Annotated in this window: 18 protein-coding genes and 1 pseudogene; 3 read left to right on the top strand and 16 right to left on the bottom strand. The window is 40.5% G+C overall.

Going from position 1 to position 22,454, the window contains the following annotated elements; translation table 11 throughout:
• Window positions 1-199: 199 nt before the first annotated feature.
• The 9 genes from htpG to PL9631_RS13880 all read right to left on the bottom strand — a co-directional run bounded on the left by htpG (window position 200) and on the right by PL9631_RS13880 (window position 12,652).
• Window positions 200-2,179 carry a molecular chaperone HtpG gene (gene htpG / locus PL9631_RS13920; RefSeq protein ID WP_083621199.1) on the bottom strand — a complete coding sequence of 660 codons (1,980 nt, stop codon included), beginning with the start codon at window positions 2,177-2,179 and terminating at the stop codon, window positions 200-202.
• A 120-nt stretch (window positions 2,180-2,299) separates the two neighbouring features.
• On the bottom strand, window positions 2,300-3,196 hold the full coding sequence (locus PL9631_RS13915) for a sialate O-acetylesterase (RefSeq protein ID WP_083621197.1): 897 nt from the start codon (window positions 3,194-3,196) through the stop codon (window positions 2,300-2,302).
• 32 nt (window positions 3,197-3,228) lie between these two features.
• On the bottom strand, window positions 3,229-3,843 hold the full coding sequence (locus PL9631_RS13910; RefSeq protein ID WP_083621218.1) for an LbetaH domain-containing protein: 615 nt from the start codon (window positions 3,841-3,843) through the stop codon (window positions 3,229-3,231).
• Between the two features lie 26 nt (window positions 3,844-3,869).
• On the bottom strand, window positions 3,870-4,709 hold the full coding sequence (locus PL9631_RS13905; RefSeq protein WP_083621196.1) for a sulfotransferase family protein: 840 nt from the start codon (window positions 4,707-4,709) through the stop codon (window positions 3,870-3,872).
• A 30-nt stretch (window positions 4,710-4,739) separates the two neighbouring features.
• Window positions 4,740-5,690, bottom strand: coding sequence for a glycosyltransferase (locus PL9631_RS13900; protein ID WP_083621194.1), 951 nt, complete (start codon window positions 5,688-5,690; stop codon window positions 4,740-4,742).
• Between the two features lie 14 nt (window positions 5,691-5,704).
• Window positions 5,705-6,637 (bottom strand): hormogonium polysaccharide biosynthesis glycosyltransferase HpsE, encoded by a 933-nt coding sequence (gene hpsE, locus PL9631_RS13895; protein WP_083621216.1) that lies wholly within the window; start codon window positions 6,635-6,637, stop codon window positions 5,705-5,707.
• A complete protein-coding gene (gene hpsE, locus PL9631_RS13890) occupies window positions 6,634-7,587 on the bottom strand; it encodes a hormogonium polysaccharide biosynthesis glycosyltransferase HpsE (RefSeq protein ID WP_083621193.1) in 954 nt (317 codons plus the stop codon). The genes hpsE (PL9631_RS13895) and hpsE (PL9631_RS13890) overlap by 4 nt, the downstream gene beginning before the upstream one ends.
• 94 nt (window positions 7,588-7,681) lie before the next feature.
• Complete coding sequence (clpB, locus tag PL9631_RS13885; RefSeq protein WP_083621191.1) at window positions 7,682-10,531, bottom strand: ATP-dependent chaperone ClpB; 2,850 nt, start codon at window positions 10,529-10,531, stop codon at window positions 7,682-7,684.
• Window positions 10,532-10,744: 213 nt separating this feature from the next.
• A complete protein-coding gene (locus PL9631_RS13880) occupies window positions 10,745-12,652 on the bottom strand; it encodes a multicopper oxidase family protein (RefSeq protein ID WP_197046370.1) in 1,908 nt (635 codons plus the stop codon).
• Between the two features lie 609 nt (window positions 12,653-13,261).
• Here PL9631_RS13880 and cspE (PL9631_RS13875) point away from each other — a divergent pair.
• Together cspE (PL9631_RS13875) and cspE (PL9631_RS13870) are read left to right on the top strand one after the other, a co-directional pair.
• Window positions 13,262-13,471: a transcription antiterminator/RNA stability regulator CspE gene (cspE, locus tag PL9631_RS13875; RefSeq protein ID WP_083621188.1), complete on the top strand. Its 210-nt coding sequence runs from the start codon at window positions 13,262-13,264 to the stop codon at window positions 13,469-13,471.
• Between the two features lie 101 nt (window positions 13,472-13,572).
• Complete coding sequence (cspE, locus tag PL9631_RS13870) at window positions 13,573-13,782, top strand: transcription antiterminator/RNA stability regulator CspE (protein WP_083621186.1); 210 nt, start codon at window positions 13,573-13,575, stop codon at window positions 13,780-13,782.
• 85 nt (window positions 13,783-13,867) lie between these two features.
• Here the strand turns inward: cspE (PL9631_RS13870) and gloA are convergent, their stop codons facing one another.
• The 7 genes and pseudogenes from gloA to PL9631_RS13835 all read right to left on the bottom strand — a co-directional run bounded on the left by gloA (window position 13,868) and on the right by PL9631_RS13835 (window position 21,123).
• Entirely contained in the window at window positions 13,868-14,302 is a 435-nt protein-coding gene (gene gloA / locus PL9631_RS13865; RefSeq protein WP_083621184.1) for a lactoylglutathione lyase, read from the bottom strand.
• A 115-nt stretch (window positions 14,303-14,417) separates the two neighbouring features.
• Complete coding sequence (locus PL9631_RS13860) at window positions 14,418-15,206, bottom strand: ABC transporter permease (RefSeq protein WP_083621182.1); 789 nt, start codon at window positions 15,204-15,206, stop codon at window positions 14,418-14,420.
• A gap of 4 nt (window positions 15,207-15,210) precedes the next feature.
• Window positions 15,211-16,239, bottom strand: a complete 1,029-nt coding sequence (locus tag PL9631_RS13855) for a glycosyltransferase (RefSeq protein ID WP_083621180.1) — start codon at window positions 16,237-16,239, stop codon at window positions 15,211-15,213.
• 105 nt (window positions 16,240-16,344) lie between these two features.
• Window positions 16,345-17,322 (bottom strand): carotenoid oxygenase family protein, encoded by a 978-nt coding sequence (locus PL9631_RS13850; RefSeq protein ID WP_331281266.1) that lies wholly within the window; start codon window positions 17,320-17,322, stop codon window positions 16,345-16,347.
• Window positions 17,323-17,369: 47 nt separating this feature from the next.
• Window positions 17,370-18,200 (bottom strand): annotated as a pseudogene (locus PL9631_RS13845) (carotenoid oxygenase family protein); the annotation flags it as partial.
• Between the two features lie 10 nt (window positions 18,201-18,210).
• Complete coding sequence (locus tag PL9631_RS13840) at window positions 18,211-19,572, bottom strand: folate/biopterin family MFS transporter (protein WP_156090567.1); 1,362 nt, start codon at window positions 19,570-19,572, stop codon at window positions 18,211-18,213.
• Window positions 19,573-19,806: 234 nt separating this feature from the next.
• A complete protein-coding gene (locus PL9631_RS13835) occupies window positions 19,807-21,123 on the bottom strand; it encodes a homoserine dehydrogenase (protein ID WP_083621175.1) in 1,317 nt (438 codons plus the stop codon).
• Window positions 21,124-21,720: 597 nt separating this feature from the next.
• Here PL9631_RS13835 and PL9631_RS13830 point away from each other — a divergent pair.
• On the top strand, window positions 21,721-22,425 hold the full coding sequence (locus PL9631_RS13830; protein ID WP_083621172.1) for a GDSL-type esterase/lipase family protein: 705 nt from the start codon (window positions 21,721-21,723) through the stop codon (window positions 22,423-22,425).
• The last annotated feature ends 29 nt before the right edge of the window (window positions 22,426-22,454 follow it).

Here is a 22,454-nt window from a genome sequence, read left to right as displayed (position 1 = left end):
CCATATCTAGTAGGGGCGAACGGCCGTTCGCCCCTACAGATGGTGTATAATTGGGTATTCTGCGTAAGTCCTAACAGATTTAGTCCGCTCAAAGGAAAAGCCCCACCGAATGGCTCGAGGGGCTTTGACTGTGTATATTGTTAGTATGAACTGAAACAGCTTAGGGCTAGTTTCAACAGGGATTTAAGCAGATATCAACCTAATTTGTGGTTAAGCGTGTTAATACTTGGTTAGAACGTTCTACAAAGTCTTTCATTCCTTCCGCATCAAAGCCTTTTTGAGCAATTAAGGCTAAATCATAGACATGATGACAAATCATATTTGCTAATTCCGTCGAAGGCGACTCTCCCCCCTCTTGAATAATCGCCCCTTGACTCAAATTGATTAAATTCTGAATCAACGGATGGGCGGTATTAATTAACAGAATATGTTCCTCTGGAAATTCAACTTTTTGTTGCTGCATCAGGGCGGTCATATCCTGTAACCGTCGCATAAATTCCGGTAATAAAACCATGGCGGGCGGTGTATTCTCGGATTTCAAGGATTCCGTCCGAATCGTTAATTTAGGCTTGTTTAAAGCGGCGGTAAACAGGTCTTTAATGATTTCGCTGCGGGTTTTATTGGTTTTCGGATCAACAATTTCAGCACTATTATCCTTAGCAATTAAATTGTCATCCAGTTCCGCATCCACCCGGGAAAACTTAACATCGGTGTGTTCCCGTTCTAGGAAACTAATAAAATGACTATCAATAAAGGAATCGAAGAATAAAACTTCTAATCCTTGACTGGTATGTAACTGAATATAAGTGGCTTGAGTTGTTTCATCGGTACAATAAAATACCCGATTTTCATGGCGTTCTTTATTGCGTTCGAGATATTCGCTTAAGGTAGTATAGTAACGACCTTTTTCGTCGGTATTTTCAGGGGTTTGGGAAGCAACATCTTGCCACACATCGCCGCCTTCAGTTTGCACCTGGACATCAACAGCTTTTTCTTCGTTATTAACAGATTCTGGGGTATAGGTGGTACGACAAATCAGAATATCCTCAACTTGTTTTTTAAACTTATCATCGTTGAGGGAACCAAACTTAACAAAAGTACCAATATCTTGCCAACAACGGATATATTCTTTGCGGTTATCCCGATATAATTCTTTGAGACGGTCAGCGACTTTTTTCGCCACATAATCGGCAATTTTACGGACGGTGCGATTACTTTGTAGGGCGCTGCGGGAAATATTTAACGGAATATCCGTACTATCAATCACCCCCCGTAAAGGCATCAGGAATTTAGGGATAATATCTTCGCAGTGGTCACTGACAAAGACCTGATTACAGAATAGTTTAATATTGCCCTGGGTGACATCCACATCGGGTTTTAGTTTGGGAAAATACAGAATTCCATTCACAATAAAAGGATAATCAGTATTCAGATGTACCCATAGCAGGGGTTCTTCTTGGAAGGGATAGAGATAGCGATAGAGTTCTAAATAATCTTCGTCGGTTAAATTATTAGGAGATTCCCGCCAGGGTGCTTTTTGGCGGTTAATGATTTCGCCGTCCAATTTAATCGGGACGGGCATAAAATCACAATAGGTTTTAATCAGTTGACGGATGCGGGAGGGTTCGGTATATTCGGTTTCCTCATCCATCAGGGTCAGGGTGATGGTGGTTCCCCGTTGGGTGCGGGCGGAGTCTTCCAGTTTAAAGACCGGAGAACCATCGCACGTCCAGTGCACCGCTTGGGAGCCTTCCCGGTAGGAGAGGGTATCGATTTCCACTTGGCGGGCAACCATGAAGGAGGAGTAAAACCCTAAACCAAAATGGCCAATGATGGATTGGTCGGAGTTGGCCTGATATTTTTCGATGAATTCTTCGGCGCTGGAAAAGGCGACTTGGTTAATATATTTTTTGACTTCCTCGGCCGTCATCCCGATGCCATTATCGGTAATGGAGAGGGTTTTGTTCTCTTTATCGAGGGTGATGGTGATTTCGGGTTCGCCCGCATCCCCAGAGTATTCCCCAGACCGAGACACCATATTCAGTTTAGCGATGGCGTCAACGGCGTTGGAAACCAGTTCTCGCAGGAAGACTTCGTGGTCGGTGTAGAGGGATTTTTTGATAATCGGGAAGATATTCTCAGTATGGATTGTAATGGTTCCCTGTTCGAGTACGGTCATAGTGATTTCAGGTTAAGGTATCTATAAAATGGTGATGTTATGATTGTGTGCGATCGCCGTTCCCTTACTAGGGATGGATCACCGCCCCAAGGTTGATTCGGATTTCCGTATTCTTAAATATTATTGAAGGGTTGAGGGAGATATTTCGGGATGGTTTCGAGAGTGGTGGAGAGTTAACCATTGTTGGGCAAAACGTTCTCCTAAATTTATTAAACCTGGTGAGTTTAGGTGTAAGTTATCTTCAGTTCTAGGGAGATCAATGGTTTCAACGGTTGTTGTATTAGGTAAAATCTGGGTAACATTAGACTGAGCTTGTCTAACGGTTTCAGCGTAGGGAAAAAAACCATTAACACCAAAGGTGGTTTTTTGATTGTTTTCAATTGGAATTTTACCAATAATAATGGGAAGATTGGAACTATTTAGATCTCGGCGAATATTTTGAATAAAATTAATTAAATTCTCTTGATATTGATTGGCTGAGATTAGATATTTTGCATCGGCTTCTCCTTGCAGCCAAAAGAAACCGGAAATTTCTAAGACGGCAATGGGAAGATTAGATTGAGACAAGTTAAAATCATCAATTGATGTTTTAACTCGTTGGATCATATTATTATACAGTGTGCTTCCAGGTTTCCAGTCTTCAGTTAAACTGGTACTATTGCGAGCATATTTAAGAATAGCAATTGGCTGTTTTAGTTGATCAGATAATTCATGTGCTAGGGAGATTTCCGATCCAAAACCGATGTTTTGAGGAATCCCACCACTAAAGGGTAAGGGTTCTGTGGGAGCTTCTAATTTTGTCCATTTATTGTTTTTATCATACCAAATTGCAGTTTGAGTTTCTTTTAAATTGAGGGGTAAACTATTCATATTTGATCCATAGCCGACCATATTAGACTGCCCACCTAAAATCAATAGTTTAATTTTAAATAAAGTAGCATTAGCACAATTTTTGCCGTTTAAAATGAGATAAAAAAACAAAATTAAATTAATAATAATATTTTTTTTAAATTTCATAAAATTTGATTAATCTTGAACAAAATTGACGATTATGAACCATCGGGAAGTGTTAATTGTTTAATTACTCTGGCAGGAACTCCACCGACTAAAGTATAAGGAGGAACATCCGTGGTTACTACGGCTCCAGCCGCCACAACGCTCCCTTCTCCAATCCGAACTCCCGGTAAAACAATCACACCTGTAGCAATCCAAACATCATTTTCAATCATAATCGGTTTGGTGAATCGGCTTCTTTGTTTTCCTTCTGATAAATTTAGGGAATGACTAGCTGTTTCAAAGCTACATCGGGGGCCGATTAAAACACGCTCTCCGATCGTAATCGGTGCATCTTCTGAGGTTGAAAAACGAACTCCACTGTTGATATAAGTTCCTTGACCAATGCTAATTTGAGACGCTCTACCAATTTGTTTAATTTCAATCTGATCGGCAATTTCAACGGGCCCTGTGATCTGAACCCCCGCAAGTTTTAAAAGTCGCCACCGAACTTTTCGATTACTATAAACACTCCGAGGTAGGAAGTTAGCTAATCCGATAAAAAATGATTCACGCCAATGTTGATTAGGGATAAAAGCTGTGGAAATAATTAATAAATTTTTGATTGTTTCTTTTATCTTTTCTAAAGAATAAATTGTTTTATTTTCCATATATTTATTTAAAATTTCTAGTTGAATCAAGATTTTTTATTAGCTAAATTATCTAAATCAATAATAGATAAACGATTTAAAATATATTCCTGTTGCTCCAGATTAAAAATTCGTGTGAATTTATTTGAACTATTGCCAATAATTCCTTGACAATTTACTGACCTTCCTACGCTATCTGAACTTAGTATTTTGGCTGAAATACCATAATTATCAATCATATTCTGATCAAAATTAATCTTAATAGCGGTGCAGATTTCTTGGAGAGTTTCTTTAGGGGCTTGAATTAAATTTTCATAACGGACTAAGTGATGGTTAGGTTTAGAAACGTACTTTTGACTGATTTGAACGGCATTTATCCAGTTGGTTAAACATTGATCAATATTTCTTGCCCCTCCCCAAGATTGAGGATATTCGTGGGTGACTTCATATAAGGACGCGACAACATCGGCTCCATTTCTTAGTAAATGTATGAATTTAGCTTGAGGAAAATATTTTTCAATTTTTTCCAAGCAATAAATATGATCTGGCGTTTTTTCTAAAACAATTTTTTTACCTTCTTCATCGGCTAATATTTCTAAAATTTTTATAAATTTCTCAGCATATAATTTTTTAAAAAGAGGATGCGGTAAATATTTCAAGAGTTCGGGACGCCCTAGTTCTTCTTTAATAAATTTTTCCATTTTAGGTTTTAAGTGGCGTGAACTTAACCCTAACGCATGGCGGCGGGGTTCATAAGAGTTGGCAAATAGATACTGAAAAATATGAGTTTCAGGAAATGATGCAATATCTGGATGTATGGCTAACAAACTTTGTAAAAGGGTGGTTCCTGAGCGAGAACATCCAATTAAAAAAACTAGAGGTTTCATAAATATAGTGTGAATTAGAGTTGTTTTTAACTAATTAGCCCATGCTTTTAAACGTTGAAATAAAACTTGAGATTGTGGGAGCGGAAAAGTTGACATTACCATACTTTTTGCCCCTATTACTAGAATTAATTTGAAGTTAGAGCGTAATTCGGGTTCATACCGGATATAATTCCATAATAAACCCAAAGTATGACGACCTTTAGCTTGATTGGGTTCTCCTTCTATTGATTTACACATTAAATATTTATAGAGATTAGCCAAACTCTTTTTTTTAAGAGAGGGAGACAATTCAGGTACTTTTTGAAATGCGTTTTTAAGGACTTTTAAACACTCTTTTTCCTGGTTTTTAATTTTAGCCGACATAGAAGTAGCAGATACTCGATATAAGACTTGTACAGCAGGAACGCCAACAAATGGATAAACGGCTGCAAGTCTGAACCACATATCCCAATCTTCCCCGGCTGTTAAGGATGTGTCAAACTGACCGACGTGAGCAAATACTTGTTTTCTAATTAAAGCATTTGATCCATTTTCTAAAAAGTTACAGACTAACAGTTCAGAATAAACGTTACCATGTTTGGTAATATGTCTACCAGAATGCAAAAATTGGTTTGACTGATCGATATAGTCTGTCCAACTATAGGCAACAGCAGCCTCTGGATGTTTTTTTAATGCTTGAAACTGCGTTTCTAACTTATCAGTTGTCCAGAGATCATCTGAATCTAAAAAGCTAATAAATTCTCCTTGAGCATGATCAATACCTCGGTTTCTACTTTTAGCTAAACCGGCATTCTCACAATTAAATACTCGAATTCTACTGTTTTGTATTTGAGCAATGATTTCCATTGTGGAATCAGTAGAACCGTCATTAATTATGATTAATTCCCAATCTTTAAAGGTTTGATTAAGAACAGATAAAATAGTCTCTTTGATCGTTTTTTCTCCATTGTAAACAGGAATGATCACAGAAATTAAAGTCATAATATTATTTTTTGTCAATTAAATAATGGCTCAAAGAAAGTATAAAAAGGACTTATAGCACTTTTCCAAAAGAATCTTAATTCACAGGCTGTTACTAAATCGGTATTAACATGATGTTTATATTTTAACAAATGTTGAATCACTCGTTTCATACTTCCTAAAAATACTTTCACAGCAATTATGGGTTTCTGCCGATTTTTGACTAGCATTGCTCGAAACTTAAAGGTAGATAACCCATAGCGATCTGCTAAACTTAATAAATATTTTCTTTCTAACCGTTCACGAGGAATATAATGGTTTATGTTCATCTTATGATTATACCAAATTTCCCAACCTTGATTATAAAAATGAATCGATATTTCATAATCATTATCCCCTCGACCTGTATCAACTAACTCAGGAATAAAATGATTAAACCAAGCCTCTCGACGAATAACTAACCCCGCACCTGATGGTAATTTTAATTGTTCTGGACAAAATAAAAAAGGTTGATCTCCGCTTTCTCGAATAGCTAATAATAAATGTTCAATACGTTTAAAATTTTCCGGTGGTTTAACTTCATAAATACCATGAATTTGCCCCCCATAACTTCCCGCTTTAGGATGTTCTTGACCAAATAAATAGGCTTGTAAAACCCAATCAGAATTAGGGAAATTATCATCATCGAGAAACCCAATTAATTCTCCTTGACTTTCTTCTATTCCTTTTTGTCGGGCAAAAGCAATACCTTGTTTCGCTTCAAACACATACCGGAGCGGAAAAACTTCCTGCCAAGATGCAATAATGTTCTGAACTACATCAGCCGTTTGATCATTACTATTATTATCAACAACAATAATTTCCCAAGTGATATTTTCTGTTCCGGTTTGTAATTGCAATTTCTCTAACACATCAGGAACCCGACTGGCTCCATTATAGGTGGGAATAACAACAGTAAAATCGGTCATAATTTTTTTAGATAAGATATTTTCCACAAATAAAACGGACTAATCACACTACTGTTTAAAAACTCCATTTCACAAGCTGTAACCACATCGTTTTTTAATTCTTTTCGATGTTTCAGATAGTAAGCAATCGCCTTTCTCATATCATTTCCTAACCCCAGAGGAAATAATAACGGCCGTTGCCAAGGTTTTAACCGTAACATCCGAATATGATGCCGTGCTAACCCCGTACTTCGCATCAAAAATAATAAATAATCCGGTTCTAACCGTTGTTTAGGAATTTGATGATAGAGGTGCATTTCCGAATTATACCAAATTTCCCAGCCAGCATTTTGAATATACATAATCGCTTCTAAATCTTCACTATTCAATATAGATTGACTAGAACGTCCACTTAAAAAGGTTTCTTCTGGTACAGTTTCTAACCAAACTTGACGACGCACTACCAACCCCGCAGAAGGCGGTAACATCTTCATTTTGGGTTCATATAAATGGGGTGCTTCCCCCCGTTCTGTAATGGCAAAAAAACTGGAAATGCGATTAAAATTAGGAGGAGTTTCTACTTCATAAACCCCATGAATTTGACTTCCAAATGCGCCAGCCTTGGGGTGTTTCTGAGCAAATTGATAGGCTTTTTCCACCCAATCTAAAGCGGGTAAGGTATCATCATCTAAGAAGCCAATCAATAAAGATTCCGACTCTTTAATGGCTCGTTTTCGAGCGAAAGCTGCCCCTTGTTGTGTTTCTAAACAGTATTTTAAAGGAACAATATCTAACCAATTTTCTTGATAATTTTTAACTAATTCTGCGGTATTATCCGTACTATTATTATCAACAATTAAAATTTCCCAGTTGATTTGTTCTGTTCCGGTTTGCGATTGCAATTTCTCCAAAACCGCAGGTAAACGGGTCGCCCCATTATAGGTAGGAATCGCAATACTAATATCAACCATAGGTGTCACAAGGATTAAAATTTCTTGTTTTTATTATAGCTGATTCAAATTTTAGGAGACGTTGGATCGAACGTCCCTAAAGTTAAATCAAAATCTATTCATCTTTCACGGTTTCAACCGTAATAATATCATCCCCCTCTGCTGTTTTAGAAGTGGTTAATATCACGGGCTGAACATCCATTTCCAACGGATCAGATATTGTTTTTCTCATCGGTTGAACATTCATAATTAACGGTTCTTCTTTAGCTTTAGGAATTAAAGGTTGATGATTAAAGACTAATTTTTCATCTTCATAATCCACATAAATTGTATCTTCCGTGACGAATTTCTGTTCTAACAATAAATTGGCAATATGGTTTTCTACTTCCCGTTGAATCGCCCGTTTTAAGGGTCTAGCTCCATAGACCGGATCATAACCAATATCCGCTAAATAATCTAGGGTTGCTGGCGATAATTCAATTGATATTTTTTGATCTGCTAATAACCTTTGAATCCGCTTAACTTGAATCGCCACAATATACCGTAATTCCCCTTTACTTAACGGATGGAATAGGATAATATCATCCACCCGATTTAAAAATTCTGGGCGAAAATGCGATCGCAAAGCCGTCATAACCCGCTTCTCCATTTCCCCATAACGGGACTCATCCCCCGCCACATCTAAAATATGTTCCCCCCCAATATTACTGGTCATCACAATAACGGTATTTCTAAAATCCACCGTCCTTCCTTGGGAGTCGGTAATTCGGCCATCATCTAATACTTGTAATAAAATATTAAACACATCGGGATGGGCTTTTTCCACCTCATCAAATAAAATCACCGAATAGGGATGACGTCGCACCGCTTCCGATAGTTGACCCCCCTCGTCATACCCCACATAGCCCGGAGGCGCCCCAACTAACCGAGAAACCGCGTGTTTTTCCATATATTCAGACATATCAATCCGAATAATAGACTCCTCGCTATCAAATAAAAATTCTGCTAACGCCTTCGCTAACTCGGTTTTTCCCACCCCCGTTGGCCCCATAAACAGGAAAGATCCAATCGGACGACCGGGATCTTTCATCCCCGCCCGCGCCCTTCTAATAGCAGCAGAAACGGCCGCCACTGCCTCCTGTTGTCCGATTACCCGTTGATGTAAATGACTCTCTAAGCGCAATAATTTTTGCCGTTCTGACTCTAATAAACGGTTAACAGGTATCCCCGTCCATTTAGCAATAATCCCTGCGATATCGGCCTCCGTGACCTCCTCACGCAACATCGAAGAACCCTCGGATTGTAACTTAACTAATTCCGCTTCTTTGCCTTCCCGTTCCTGATGTAAAACTTCCAATTGACCATACTTTAATTGGGCGGCTTTGTTTAAATCATAGGCCCGTTCCGCCTGTTCAATTTGTACCCTTAATTCTTCTTCATCTTCCTTGAGTTTATTAATACTATCTAAGAGTTGTTTTTCCCCTTGCCATTGGGAAGCAAGTTTTTCCTGTTTGGTTTTTAAACTCTCAATTTCTTCCTTAATTCTGCCTAAACGAATCGCTACCCCGCCATCATTTCGACGGTTACTTTCTCCGGTTCCTAAACTTTCCCCTTCTATGGATAATTTTTCCATTTCTAACTGCATTACCCGCCGATCAATTTGTTCTAATTCAACGGGTTTTGAAGTTATTTCCATCTTCAATTGAGCGGCGGCTTCATCAACAACATCAATGGCTTTATCGGGTAGAAAGCGATCGCTAATATAACGACTTGATAACATTGCCGCCGCCACCAAGGCACTATCAGTAATTTTTACCCCATGATGGCGTTCATAACGGTCTTTTAGTCCTCTTAAAATTGATATCGTATCTTCAGGAGAAGGTTGATCGACATAAACCTGTTGAAACCGTCTTTCTAGGGCAGGATCTTTTTCAATATGTTTGCGATATTCGTCCACAGTGGAAGCGCCAATACAACGCAATTCTCCCCGGGCTAACATGGGTTTGAGTAAATTACTAGCATCCATTCCCGATGAACCGCCGCTGGAACCTGCTCCAACCACCGTATGCAATTCATCAATAAATAATACAATTTGTCCCTCGGAATGGGTGACTTCTCTTAATACCGATCGCAGTCTTTCTTCAAATTCTCCCCGATATTTTGCTCCAGCAATTAAACTTCCCATATCTAAGGAAATTAACTGGCGATTTTTTAAGGATTCTGGCACATCTCCGTTAACAATTCGTTGGGCTAAACCTTCGGCGATCGCGGTTTTTCCTACTCCTGGTTCCCCAATTAACACCGGATTATTTTTAGTTCTGCGAGATAAACAACTGACCACCCGACGCACTTCTTCATCCCGGCCAATTACCGGATCAAGTTTTCCGGCTTTAGCCAGTTCTGTTAAGTCTTTACCATATTTTTTTAAGGCTTCATAACTGGTTTCTGGGCTTTGGGTTTCCACTTTAGAACTACCCCGAATTGCCTTAATTGCTTCCTCTAATTTCGGACGAATAGAAGGAGAACGCCCTGGACGATCATAACCAGGACGTCCGGGCCGTTGGCTGGTGGGGGCCTCCCCGGCCAGGAGTTTCCGACCTATACGGTCATCTTCGCAGAAGGCCAGAATTAAGTGTTCGATGGAGATAAAACCATCCTGTAGGGCTTGACGGTCTACTTCAGCTTGATCCAATAACAGATCTAAGCTCTGTCCTAAATATAAATGTTCAATCCGTCCAACCTTGGGTTGACGTTTGGTAAAGGCTTCTAACTGTTGGCTAAAAATATCCGTATCTACCCCCGCCCGACTCAGGAGGCTAGTGGCGAGTCCATTTTGTTCTAGCAGGGCGGTGATCAGATGTTCAACTTCTAAATTCTGATTTTGAAAACGACGCGCTACATCCTGGGATTTAACCACGGCTTCCCAGGCTTTATCTGTAAATTTTGTCGGATCGGTCGGTTGCATCGTTGGGGGGATCAATAAGGGGTAAAAATAATCATCAATATACTGCCCCCATTGTAACTATATCTGGGCGCAACCCGTTCATTCATGTAGGATTGATGGAGAAAGGGCGATTATGTCGCTATCGTTAAAATTATTCAGGAAGAAATTATGGGGGAGTTGCCGACAGAATCCCCCCATTTACCCTAACTAAAACCATCAAATCCCCTAAACTCCTTAAACTAATAATGAGTTCTGGGTTGAGACAGGAACAACTTCATAAGGTCGCATCATCTCGTTATCTTCGTGGGAGAGGATGTGGCAGTGCCAGGCGTACTCTCCTGGTAGGTCGAATTTGGCGGCAATCCGAACCACTTCGCCGGGGTTGACGATAACGGTGTCCAATAAGCCTGCTTCGTTAGCCGCTGCCGGAGTTGGGCTGCCTTTTAACTTAATGTTAGTTAGGGGCGCAGTGGGCGAGGCTTGGGTAGCTGAGAATTTCTGCCGATCAAGCAGTTGGAAGGGAATCTGGTGCAGGTGGACGGGGTGAGCATCAGCAGTGGTATTGTAAACTTCCCAAACCTCAGTTTGGCCTAACTGTATTTTCTCGGTAATCGGTTCTTCCCACATCAGAGCACCATCTTTAACCGTTCCCAGCATGGGCGTGATCCGACCATAGGGATCAATGGTATTAGCGAGCGGAGCCTCAAAGAGTCCGACTTGCTTGGCAACTGGCAGTCCGGTGAGGGGATCAGTCACACCAGTGACGTTATGAAACGCCAGGTCATCGGAGTCAATCGGTGAAACCGATTTAGGTAGGGCGATCGCGGCAGGTTGGCCCGTACCTCCCCGTAAAGTCGCGGGCAAGGGGACGTCAGGAACTGTTACCTTATTACCCACCTTGAAGGCCATAATCTGACCCGTCGTTTGCGGATTGTTGGGAATGGGTCGGGAACCCTTTCCACCCGCATCATTATCCAGAATTAGCTGTTTTCCCTGAGATCCGGCAAAGTCGATCACGATATCAGCCCTTTGGCCAGGGGCGAGTTGCAGGTTATTCAGTTGCACGGGAGCATTGAGTAGACCGTCATCGGTTCCAATTTGGGTAAACTTCAAATTCCCCGGCAGTTTAAAGTTGTAGAACCGCGAGTCGGAGCCATTCAGCAGGCGGAAGCGGTATTTACGAGGCTCCACATCCATCACCGGCCACGCCTGGCCATTAACCAGAATCACATTACCCGAAGCAAACTCTGGGATAATGCTGGGATTAGGTGCTGTCGCCGGGAGCATGGGTTTTAAGCCTGCTGCCGTTAAATCCGCATTAGAAGATGGGTAAAATAGCTGACCATCGGCCTGGAATATCTTGTCTTGAATAACTAGGGGATATTCATAGTAAACATTGGGGTCTAGGTTGGTATCTCCTGTGTAATCGGAATTGACGTAATTGCCTGGAAGTGGGTTTTCGATGGCAGTGGTTTTGGGATTATCAGGAATGCCAGTGTCATAATTATCCCGCAGGATGTAGAAACCTGCTAAACCCGCATAGACATTTAAGCGGGTGATGCCAAGGGCGTGGTCATGATACCAGAGGGTAGCTGCTTCCTGGTCGTTGTTGTAGGTATAGGGTTGAAAATTATTCCCGTTGTTGATAGCAAGCGGCCCCCCTATTCTGGTAGACGTAAACCAGGCATCGGGAAGACCGTCATATTGCGATTCACTATGTCCACCATGCAGGTGAGTTACTACGGGAACACCGTTAGTGCTGATGGTATTAGTAGTGTCTGTAAAAGCCCAATGGACTGTGGGATCAACGGGCAGCAGATGTTTCTGGGGCAGTTCAGTCTTCCAGTTGACGGTGATAGGTTGATCCTTCTCCGCCACAATGGTAGGGCCAAGGTAATTAAGATTGGCAGTATCCCCAGTGGAAGCCAAGGAACCATGATAACCCCAGGTTGTCGCTGAGGGGATTCCTGTTCCTAAGCCAAAGTTATGGGTTCCCTCTTTCATGGAAATGTCTGGAGTTCCGCCATTGCTGGCATCAATAAATAATCCCGGAGCGAGCAAGTTCGGCAAGGGATTAGTGAATTTGGGAACCGTCAGAGGATCGAGTAAAGTTGGCCCTCCTGGGGGTGGGGGCGGTGCCATGGGAACAGGAGCCCCTGGAGTGTTGGAGAGAAGATTGTCGGAAGAATTAATTGTCATTAGCTATCACCCTGCGGTCGACATTTTTTTATAACTGAGGAAAAAGCCGAGAGAACCTTCAGGATATAGAACGCGGATTCCCATCTGAAGTGCATCACCAGAAGTAGGTAGACGTAAATAAATCTAGTTACCTACAATCATTGAAAACCATTACAATCGGACTATGCTGCCAAATTGGCAGAAATTTTCCACAAGCATCTTTACTCCCCCTGTAGTCGCAAAAGAAGGTTAACTATTGGATATCAATAAAAAGTAAAAATAATCATTAATATAATCCTCCGAATTTAAGCAGAGTCGCCAATAAGACTTTAGAACGGATCGCAGAAGCTCCAGCAAAAAATTGTGCCAATACTGAAAATCAATTAGGGGTAGGGGATCTTCATGAACAACATAGGAGAAAATTGGATCGGATGATTTGATCAGTCAAACGTTTTTTATTTGTCGGAATTTGATCCTTAAGTAAGCTAAACTAAGAGATATATCCAAAAATTTCAATCAAATTCTTATAGAATAATGGTTTGAAGTTAATTTTATTTCCCTAGAGGTTAAAACATGGCTAAAATTACAGGTCAGGTAAAATGGTTCAACGAGTCAAAAGGCTTTGGTTTCATCACCCCCGTGGATGGATCTAAGGATATTTTTGTACACCACTCGGCTATTGCAGGCAGTGGCTTTAAAACTCTAGCTGAAGGCCAGCGTGTGGAATTCGACATCGAACAGGGTCAAAAAGGCCCCTCGGCAGTAAATGTGACTGCCATCTAAGACCTGACATGGTCTTTCCTTAGATAATTCCCTAGTGCGATCCCTCTATGAAATTGGCGATCGCAGGGTTATCTTAATCGCTATTCCCTAGAGGTCAAAATATGTCTAAAACTTCCGGTGTGGTCAAATGGTTTAATGAGGCAAAAGGCTTTGGTTTCATTACACCAGACGATGGCTCTCAAGACATCTTTGTACATCACACGGCTATTCAAAACGATGGCTTTAGAATTCTAACTGAAGGTCAGCGTGTGGAATTTGAGATTAGCCAGGGCCCCAAAGGCTTACAGGCTGGGAATGTAACTTCCCTATAAGACTCGATTGCGTTTTTTGCTTCGATCATTTCTGGGTGCGATCGCCCATTTTAGAGCGCGATCGCACTGCTAGAATTGGTTAAAATTAAGAACCTACAGCAGTAACAACTGTTTCTTTTTCCGAATTTGAGCCTTGAGTTCCTAACTGAATTAATTCAATCTTATAACCATCGGGATCTTCCACAAAGGCAATCACGGTATTTCCATGCTTCATCGGGCCAGGTTCACGGGTAATTTTACCGCCGGCGGCTCTAATCTGTTCGCAAGTCCCGTAAATATCATCCACACCCAGGGCAATATGACCATAACCTGTACCGATTTCATACTGGTCTACCCCCCAGTTATAGGTTAACTCAATCACGCTCTGCTCGGATTCATCCCCATAACCGACAAATGCTAAGGTAAATTCACCCCCGGGATAGTCTTTTTGACGCAGCAATTTCATCCCTAAAATATCGCAGTAAAATTGTAAGGAGCGGTCTAGGTTTCCCACTCGTAACATTGTGTGAAGTAGTCTCATTGTTGATGTATTCCTAAGAATTGATTTAAGATAGCTTTATTTATATTAACGTAGTAAGCCCTTTAAGGCTTTCTCCTAGAAACAGAGTCCTAAGAGAGTCCTAAAGGACTCACTACTAAGCACCCATTCCTGAATATTGTTTTAACCCCCGTTTCCACAGCCAACGGTTAATGATTAAAAATAGAATTCCCCAAAAGAACATTATCAATAAACCGCGAAATATATCAACCGGAAATCCCACAATAATAGAAGCCGGAAAATAAATTAGATAGGGAAAGGGAGTCCATAATGTTATTTCCCGAATCAAGGGAGGAAAGACGGTTAAAGGGGCAATAATTCCCGATAAAAATAGATAGGGTAAATACCAAATTTGTTCAATGGCACTGGCTCTTTCAGTCCAGAATGCAAATAGAGCAAAGGTATATTGCATAATAAACCGCAATAAAAAAGCTAGAATTAATACAAATAAAAATAATAAAGTTTGTCCTAAACTGGGTATCCAAAAAGATTCAGGATAGAGGGCAAAGAATAAAATAATTAGCCCAATAATAAAGGGAAGACGGGCAAATCTTTCGGCAACATGGCTAAGAAAATGATGCCAAACAGGATCAATAGGTTGTAATAATCTAGGAGAAAGTTTTCCTTGAATTACTTCTTTTTCAAACTCCCAAATCACCCAAACTACGTTAGCTTGTCTAACAATAAAAGTAGCTAAAAAATATCGAGCAAATTCAATAGAACTCAGTTCAAGATTACCCGTTTGGGAGGCTTTAATCCAAATTCCCATTAAAATAAAAGGTAAGGTGCCAGACAATGCCCACAAGAATAATTCGGCTCGATATTCAACCATGTAGGCATAGTAAGTTGTTAGAAAAGTTTGGGTAATTTTTAAAATTTTTCTCATGCTATTATTCAATTAAAATAATTTTTTTAACGGCAAGTTCTGAGGTTTTATCTACTTTTAATAGCTGTTTTAATTTTGACCATTGTTGTCTTCGATTTAAAATAGAAGATATTAATAATCTCCAACCTTGAGGAGAAAATAAAGATTTTGAAGAAAAATAAACGGCATTTTTAATTTTAGCCCTTTTTAGAGCTACAAGACTCCAATGCAGTCTTAGATAATCACGAATATGTTCGAGCCTCGGAAGTTGAATTTGATATTTTTGATTCACTAATTGATAGATTTTTTCCTTAATTAAAATATTAGTATCGAGTCGTTTTTTTAGGGATAATTTTTGATTACAAGCTCCCGGCCAAATAGTTCTAAAAGCTAAACACTGATTAAGAAAAATTGCATCTCCAAATTGAGCAATTTTAATCCAAGAATCAATATCATCACAATTAATATCCAAACTCGAATCCCAGCCCCCCGATTTGAGAAACGCTTCTTTGGAATAGGCAACTTGAACCGGAGTTCCAAAGGGCACTTGTTCTAATAACATTCCATAGTGAATATCTTCCTGGGGAATATAATAAGCCCTGCCCGGGCCAGTTAAGCGGGTGCGATTTAATTCCTCACCATTGGGGTCTACTTGACTCGCCTGACAGGAACAAATAACTGCCTGAGACGATGAATTTTGATAGGCTTTACTTTGATATATTTCAATGGCTTTGTTCATTTCCTCAATGCAATTTAACGCCAAATAATCATCATCATCTATAGGTTTAATCCAGTCTCCAGAAGCTGCCCTCACTCCCGCATTCATCGTAGCAGAATGTCCTAAATTCCGAGAGTTACGATGATAAACTAAACGATAATCTCCCTGTTCAACTAAGGAAGCCGATAAATTGCGAACATAGTTTTCTGTTTCATCGGAGGAATAATCATCAGCAATCACAACTTCACAGGGAATGGTTTGTTTCAACGCAGAATCAATCGCCCGTTTCAGTAAAGCTATGCGGTTATAGGTTGTAATCACGATGCTAAACTTCATCGGACTGCCTCGGTAAAGAGTCTGCTCATGTTATACCCTCACCCTAACATATTTAGGGGATCGACCTTCTTAACTTTTGTGGTGAGGGTGATCAGAGTTTAAACTTCAACAGGGCACAAAGGTTCCATGTAAACCGTAGGGAATATGATGTTTTAAGTATAATCGAGCGATCGCACCTTTGCTCAAATCACGACTATCCAAAATTACAATCTCGGAACGATGATTTTCAGAATTATACACCACTGTTAACACCCATCCATCATCTTCGGTGATCGCATTTTTACGCGGTACAAATATAGGCTCACTGACAAATCCTGCGGGTGCTGCACTCCATAATTGACGTTGATTTGTATTTAGATCTAGTTTTAAAATAGCCTGTAAGGGTGCATTTCCTTCGGCATCGTGGGCGGCTCCTAAATATAAATAACGATAGGGTCTACCGACATAATTCGGATGTAATGCCGGAAATTCACAACAGCGAGATTCAATCTTTTGACGTTCTACTTTTCCCGTAGTTAAACCCAAGGAAAAACGCCATAATTGCCCGGGGTCTAATGCACTAAAATCCGTCTCTCGATAATCTTCATTGGGGCGAACTTGGGGTAAGGATTCATAACAAATAGAATCCACAAATAGAGTATCCTCCTGTTCATAGGCATTGGCATGATGAAAGACAAATCCTAGGGGCATTTCAAAATATTGGATTTTGCCCTTTTCACCCCTGGGAATGACAATAATCTTAGTCGGTTTTTCGGGTTGAAAGTTAATACATTCTCCCGCCCCTGACAATCCTAATAAATAGGGAATGGGATTAAACTGGACGGGATTTTGAAAGAAAATACAATAATTAGGAGTAATAGCAAAATCGTGAATAAAAGCAAATCCCGGAACAGAATGAACCTGTTTTCTCAGTAATTTTCCTTGATGAGAAATTTCATAAATTGTAATAGTAGTTGACAACATGGGTTTAATCGAAAAATTGACTAAACAGGGTTCGCCGCCATTCCACTCACAATTCGGATCAATTCGAGGATGGGCTGAAAAAGCATCACTGGGTTCTAAAATCCCATCTAAGTCATCAATTCCAATAGTTTCTAAGGTATTCGCATCCAGATGATAGGGTCNTTTTCGGGTTGAAAGTTAATACATTCTCCCGCCCCTGACAATCCTAATAAATAGGGAATGGGATTAAACTGGACGGGATTTTGAAAGAAAATACAATAATTAGGAGTAATAGCAAAATCGTGAATAAAAGCAAATCCCGGAACAGAATGAACCTGTTTTCTCAGTAATTTTCCTTGATGAGAAATTTCATAAATTGTAATAGTAGTTGACAACATGGGTTTAATCGAAAAATTGACTAAACAGGGTTCGCCGCCATTCCACTCACAATTCGGATCAATTCGAGGATGGGCTGAAAAAGCATCACTGGGTTCTAAAATCCCATCTAAGTCATCAATTCCAATAGTTTCTAAGGTATTCGCATCCAGATGATAGGGTCGGGCGGCTTCCCATAATGCTAATAGTTTTCCCGCCCAATAAATGACGCTGGTATTAGCAATATTTTTGATTTTTAAATCCAGAAAATTTGCTAACCATCCCCCGGGTTTTTGGGTTCCAAACACCCCCCGATAGAGAATTTTCCCGGCTTTTTGTTCTTCTAAATATTCTGGAGTTCTGACAAATCGATTGCAATAATGAGCTTTACCTTTAGTAAATCGAATTGCAGAAATCATGCCATCACCATCAAAGGGATGACGAAAGGGTTGCCCATTAATATCTAATAAACCGGGGCCATTTCGATAGAGAGTTCCTTCTAGTTCCGTCGGAATTTCTCCTTCAATATCTTCAATCCAATAGTCGTATTCATTCGGTTGAGAAAGATATCCTTTTGCCCAATCTTTAGGACTATAGGATAGATTTTTTTTGGAATTTGCTGGATGAGAAATTGTATTTTTCATTGTCTCTTAACTAAGGATTGACGGTTAATTGATCAAGTTCTGAGGGTTCTATGCTGACCATTGGCGGTTCGATTTCTGCATTACTATTAGGCAACCAATGAATTAGGGGAATAGGTAATAGGGTACTTAGGTTAGTAATCATTACCAGTAACCATAATTGGTCAAAATTGGTTTCCGTAATTCCTAAATAATAGGTGAGGACACCGCCTAATTGATAGGAAATTAAACCTGCTAAATTAGAAATTGACATTAATAGGGCAAATAATGTGGCTTCTACCCCGGGAGGACAGAGGCGAGCAGCTAATATTAAAACGGGCATATAGGCAATTTGTCCCATCACGGTTAGGATTAAACTATCCCCTAAACTAAACCAATGATCATCAATTCCTAGGGTACGGTTCGTATGGGTGACTAATAGTAACATTGTCATCCCTAAGAGGGTGGAAATAATGGTTGACCAAAAAAAGATTGTCCGAAAGGGTACAGACTTAAAAAATCTTTGAAACAGCCAAATTCCTAGTAGGGAAGCAATACTGGTAACTAAACGAACTCGCCCTAGAAATTCCGGTTGAAATCCTAATTCATTGGTGGTAAAAAAGAAAAATGCAGAATCAGCCGTGGGTGTGGCTTGCCAAACAAAAATAAAAGCCGTAGGTAACCAGATTGATTTTTGGGTGATGGCTTGACGCAGATTTTTAATTTGAGATTTAACCGTTTGCCAATTAGAAGCTTGACCCTGAAATTCTTCTGTAATTAATCCCGCTACAACTGTTGTAATTAAGGGAAAAGTTGCTGTAATTAAAAATATGGTTTGCGGGGGAAATTTCTCTAATAAAAACCCCCCTAAATAGGCGGTAATTAATCCCCCTATGGCCGAAGCTCCCCAGGAAGCGGATTGCAGAGAACCAATATTATGAATCGATTCGTGACGGGCTCTTTCAACCACTAAGGAATCGACAATCACATCGGCAATGGCCACGGAAAGGGAACTCAAAGCGATCGCACCCGTAGCCGCTAAAGGGGTGTGAACCATTGTGGCTAGGGCAATCCAGGATAATGTTCCTAACAGTCCCGATAGGATTAAATAGGGACGACGGCGATAACCGAAAATCGGCAGACCGTCGGAAATAAAGCCAAATAGGGGTTTTATAATCCAGGGAATCGCTACAATTCCTAGTAATACCGACACTTCCGCCGGACTCATTCCGAGTTCATCCTTGAGGAAAAAACTCACCCCCAAACGGGCCAGTCCTAAAATTCCCTGGACAAAGTACACCAGCAAGATGGCGATCAGTTCTGGGGTTGGCTCGTTATCGAAAAATATGGTTTTCTTAAAGAATTGCTTGGTTTTGGCGATGCTTGTTGCAGTCATCAGGATTTTGTAAACAAAGATTAAGAAATATGAATATATCTATCATAACCTACGGATCTACACTCCTAATCAGTCATCAGTCATCAGTCATCAGTTAACAGTTAACCGTTAACTGTTTTTAGCCCAGGAATATTAACCATGAACTCTTTACTGTCAACTGATAACCGATAAATTTTACAGTGATAACTGATAATTCTTACACTGATAACTGATAACTGTTTACTGATGACTAATTTACAGTACCCTTAAAATGCTGGGAATACTGTCAATTTCATCTAAACTTTTAATTTCACTTAAAGCTTGATTAAAATTCCCTTCAATCACATCATGGGTAACTACAACAATTTCCGCTAAATTTTCATGAAATCCCGTTTGGACAATCGACTCTATACTGACATGATGCTGACCAAAACAAGTTCCTAATTTACCAATTACCCCAGGAGAATCTTTTGTGAGAAACCGCACATAAAAACGGGTGACTAAATCCGTCATTGGCGCAATTTTGCAGTAATGTTGATGGGTACAACTCATCATTTCATGGGTAATAATTGGATTAATAACTTCTGCTTCTTGCATTTGCAGCACCGCCACAATATTTAAACTATCAGAAACTACAGCACTTGCCGTAGGCCCTGACCCGGCCCCCCGACCAAAAAACATCACCTGTCCAATTGGTTCTCCTTCAACTAAAATCGCATTATAAACATCATTAATACTGGCTAAAGGATGGGATAACGGCACTAAGGTGGGATGAACTCGAACTGATAATAAATCCTGTTCAGGAGTTGCCAGGGGACTACGGGCGGCGATCGCTAATAACTTAATCACAAATCCCAATTTTTCTGCATAGGTGATATCCGTCGCCGTTACCTTTCTAATTCCTTCACAGTAAACCTGTTCTAACTTAATTTTGCCCCCAAAAGCTAAGGATGCCAGAATCGCAATTTTATCCCCCGCATCTAAGCCATCAATATCGGCCGTGGGGTCAGCTTCTGCATAGCCTAACTGTTGAGCATCGGTTAGGACTTCCGCAAAGTCTGCCCCTTCATTTTTCATCCGGGTCAAAATATAGTTGGTCGTCCCATTAATAATTCCGGTGACTGTCTGAATTCGATTCGCACCCAAGGATTGTTTTAAGGCTTGAATCACCGGAATTCCGCCCCCGACGGCGGCTTCTAACATTACATAAACGCCTTTTTTGTTCGCCGCATCAAAAATTTCCGTCCCATAACGGGAAATCACCGCTTTATTGGCGGTGACAATATGTTTACCATTTTCAATTGCTTGGAGAATCAGCGATCGCGCGGGCTCCAAACCCCCGATTAATTCCACCACAATATCAATGGCTGGATCAATCACAATGGCTTCTAAATCCGTTGTCAGCATATGTTCTGGAATGTTGACACTCCGGGGTTTAGATAGCGATCGCACCCCCACCCGATGCAAACTTAACTCCGATAACAACGGATGACGACCCTCCGGGTTGGATAGAATTTCCACAACTCCGGTTCCAACTGTTCCCAGTCCTAATAAACCAATTTTAAACACCACGATTTCAAACCATCCCTAACGCAAGGCTACACCTATTTTTACATCAGAGGTTGACAATCTCCATGAATTTGACAGGCTCAGGTCTGCTGGCCATACCTGCGGTCAGGCGCGGACACAATTGAGTCAAAAAAAATCGGGAAGGAATCCGATTGATCCTTCCCGTTGCTTTGCTGATTGAGTTTATTTCTCAGGGTTTGCCGTTGTTTTTTCAGTTGTCGCGCCCTGGCGGAACCGCCTTTACCCTTCCTATTTCTCCCTGGGGAGCGGGGGGATTCCCAACTTTTTAGGTGTTGTGCCATTTTGTGTTCTTTTTTTCACACTATTTCAAAATTGTACACCAATTTTTAGATAATTTCAAGTAGAATAGCCGATTAATCTACCCCCATTCTTATTGTTTAGGTACTTAGCTAAGGATGGTATAGATTAAAAGTTCATAGGTAACGGTTTAAAAAAATCAACCAAGGCTACACTAAAGTCAAGATAAAATCAATAACTGTAGAGACGGGATATTCAGCCAAGTCTGATCAAAAACCTGGAATTTTATAGTTGTGGATTTTAAGACCTCGGCTTAAATGTGACCTGATCAATAACTATCCTATGCAAATCCTTAGCGATTCTCAGCAATATTTATCCCATGGTTGGCAGCCTAATTTTGCTTGCGCTTCTCCCATGAGAATTGTCGCCCTCGGAGATAGTCTAATTTTTGGTTTCGGCGATCCGGTTGGTGGTGGGTGGGTAGAACGTTTACGTCGTCAGTGGATGTCCCCGGGAAATAGAGGTCATGCCCTTTATAATTTAGGAATGCGAGGAAACGGTGTGGCTCAGGTTTCCCAACGACTGGAAAAAGAATGGAGTCATCGCGGACACTCACTCAATCGCCGACCGGAATTAATCATTCTTTCCGTCGGTCTAAATGATTCTCCCCGTTTAGGACGCCCTAACGGACGGAGTTTTACGGAATTTGAACGGTGGAAAACCCAGGTGACACACTTATTAGATCAAGCGGTGAATGTCTGTCCCGTCGTATTTATCGGAATGGTGCCCGTCGATGAAAGCAAAATGCCATTTCTCAACTGTTTTTATTATAATCACACTGACCAATATCGTTACAAAGAAGCTACAAAGTTAGCCTGTGAACAACGTCAAATTCCCTATCTGGATATCTTTGATCTTTGGTTAAAACGAGGGGAGAGTTGGTTACGGCTACACCTGAGCCAAGATGGTCTTCATCCCAATGTGCGAGGATATCAAGCCCTTTTACATGATATCCTCCACTGGGAATCGGTAAACACTTATCAGTAATCAGTTATAAATTATCACTGTAGGAATTA

The sequence above is a fragment of the Planktothrix paucivesiculata PCC 9631 genome (assembly GCF_900009265.2).
GTDB classification, from domain to species: domain Bacteria; phylum Cyanobacteriota; class Cyanobacteriia; order Cyanobacteriales; family Microcoleaceae; genus Planktothrix; species Planktothrix paucivesiculata.
This window is presented reverse-complemented; position numbering and strand designations above follow the sequence as displayed.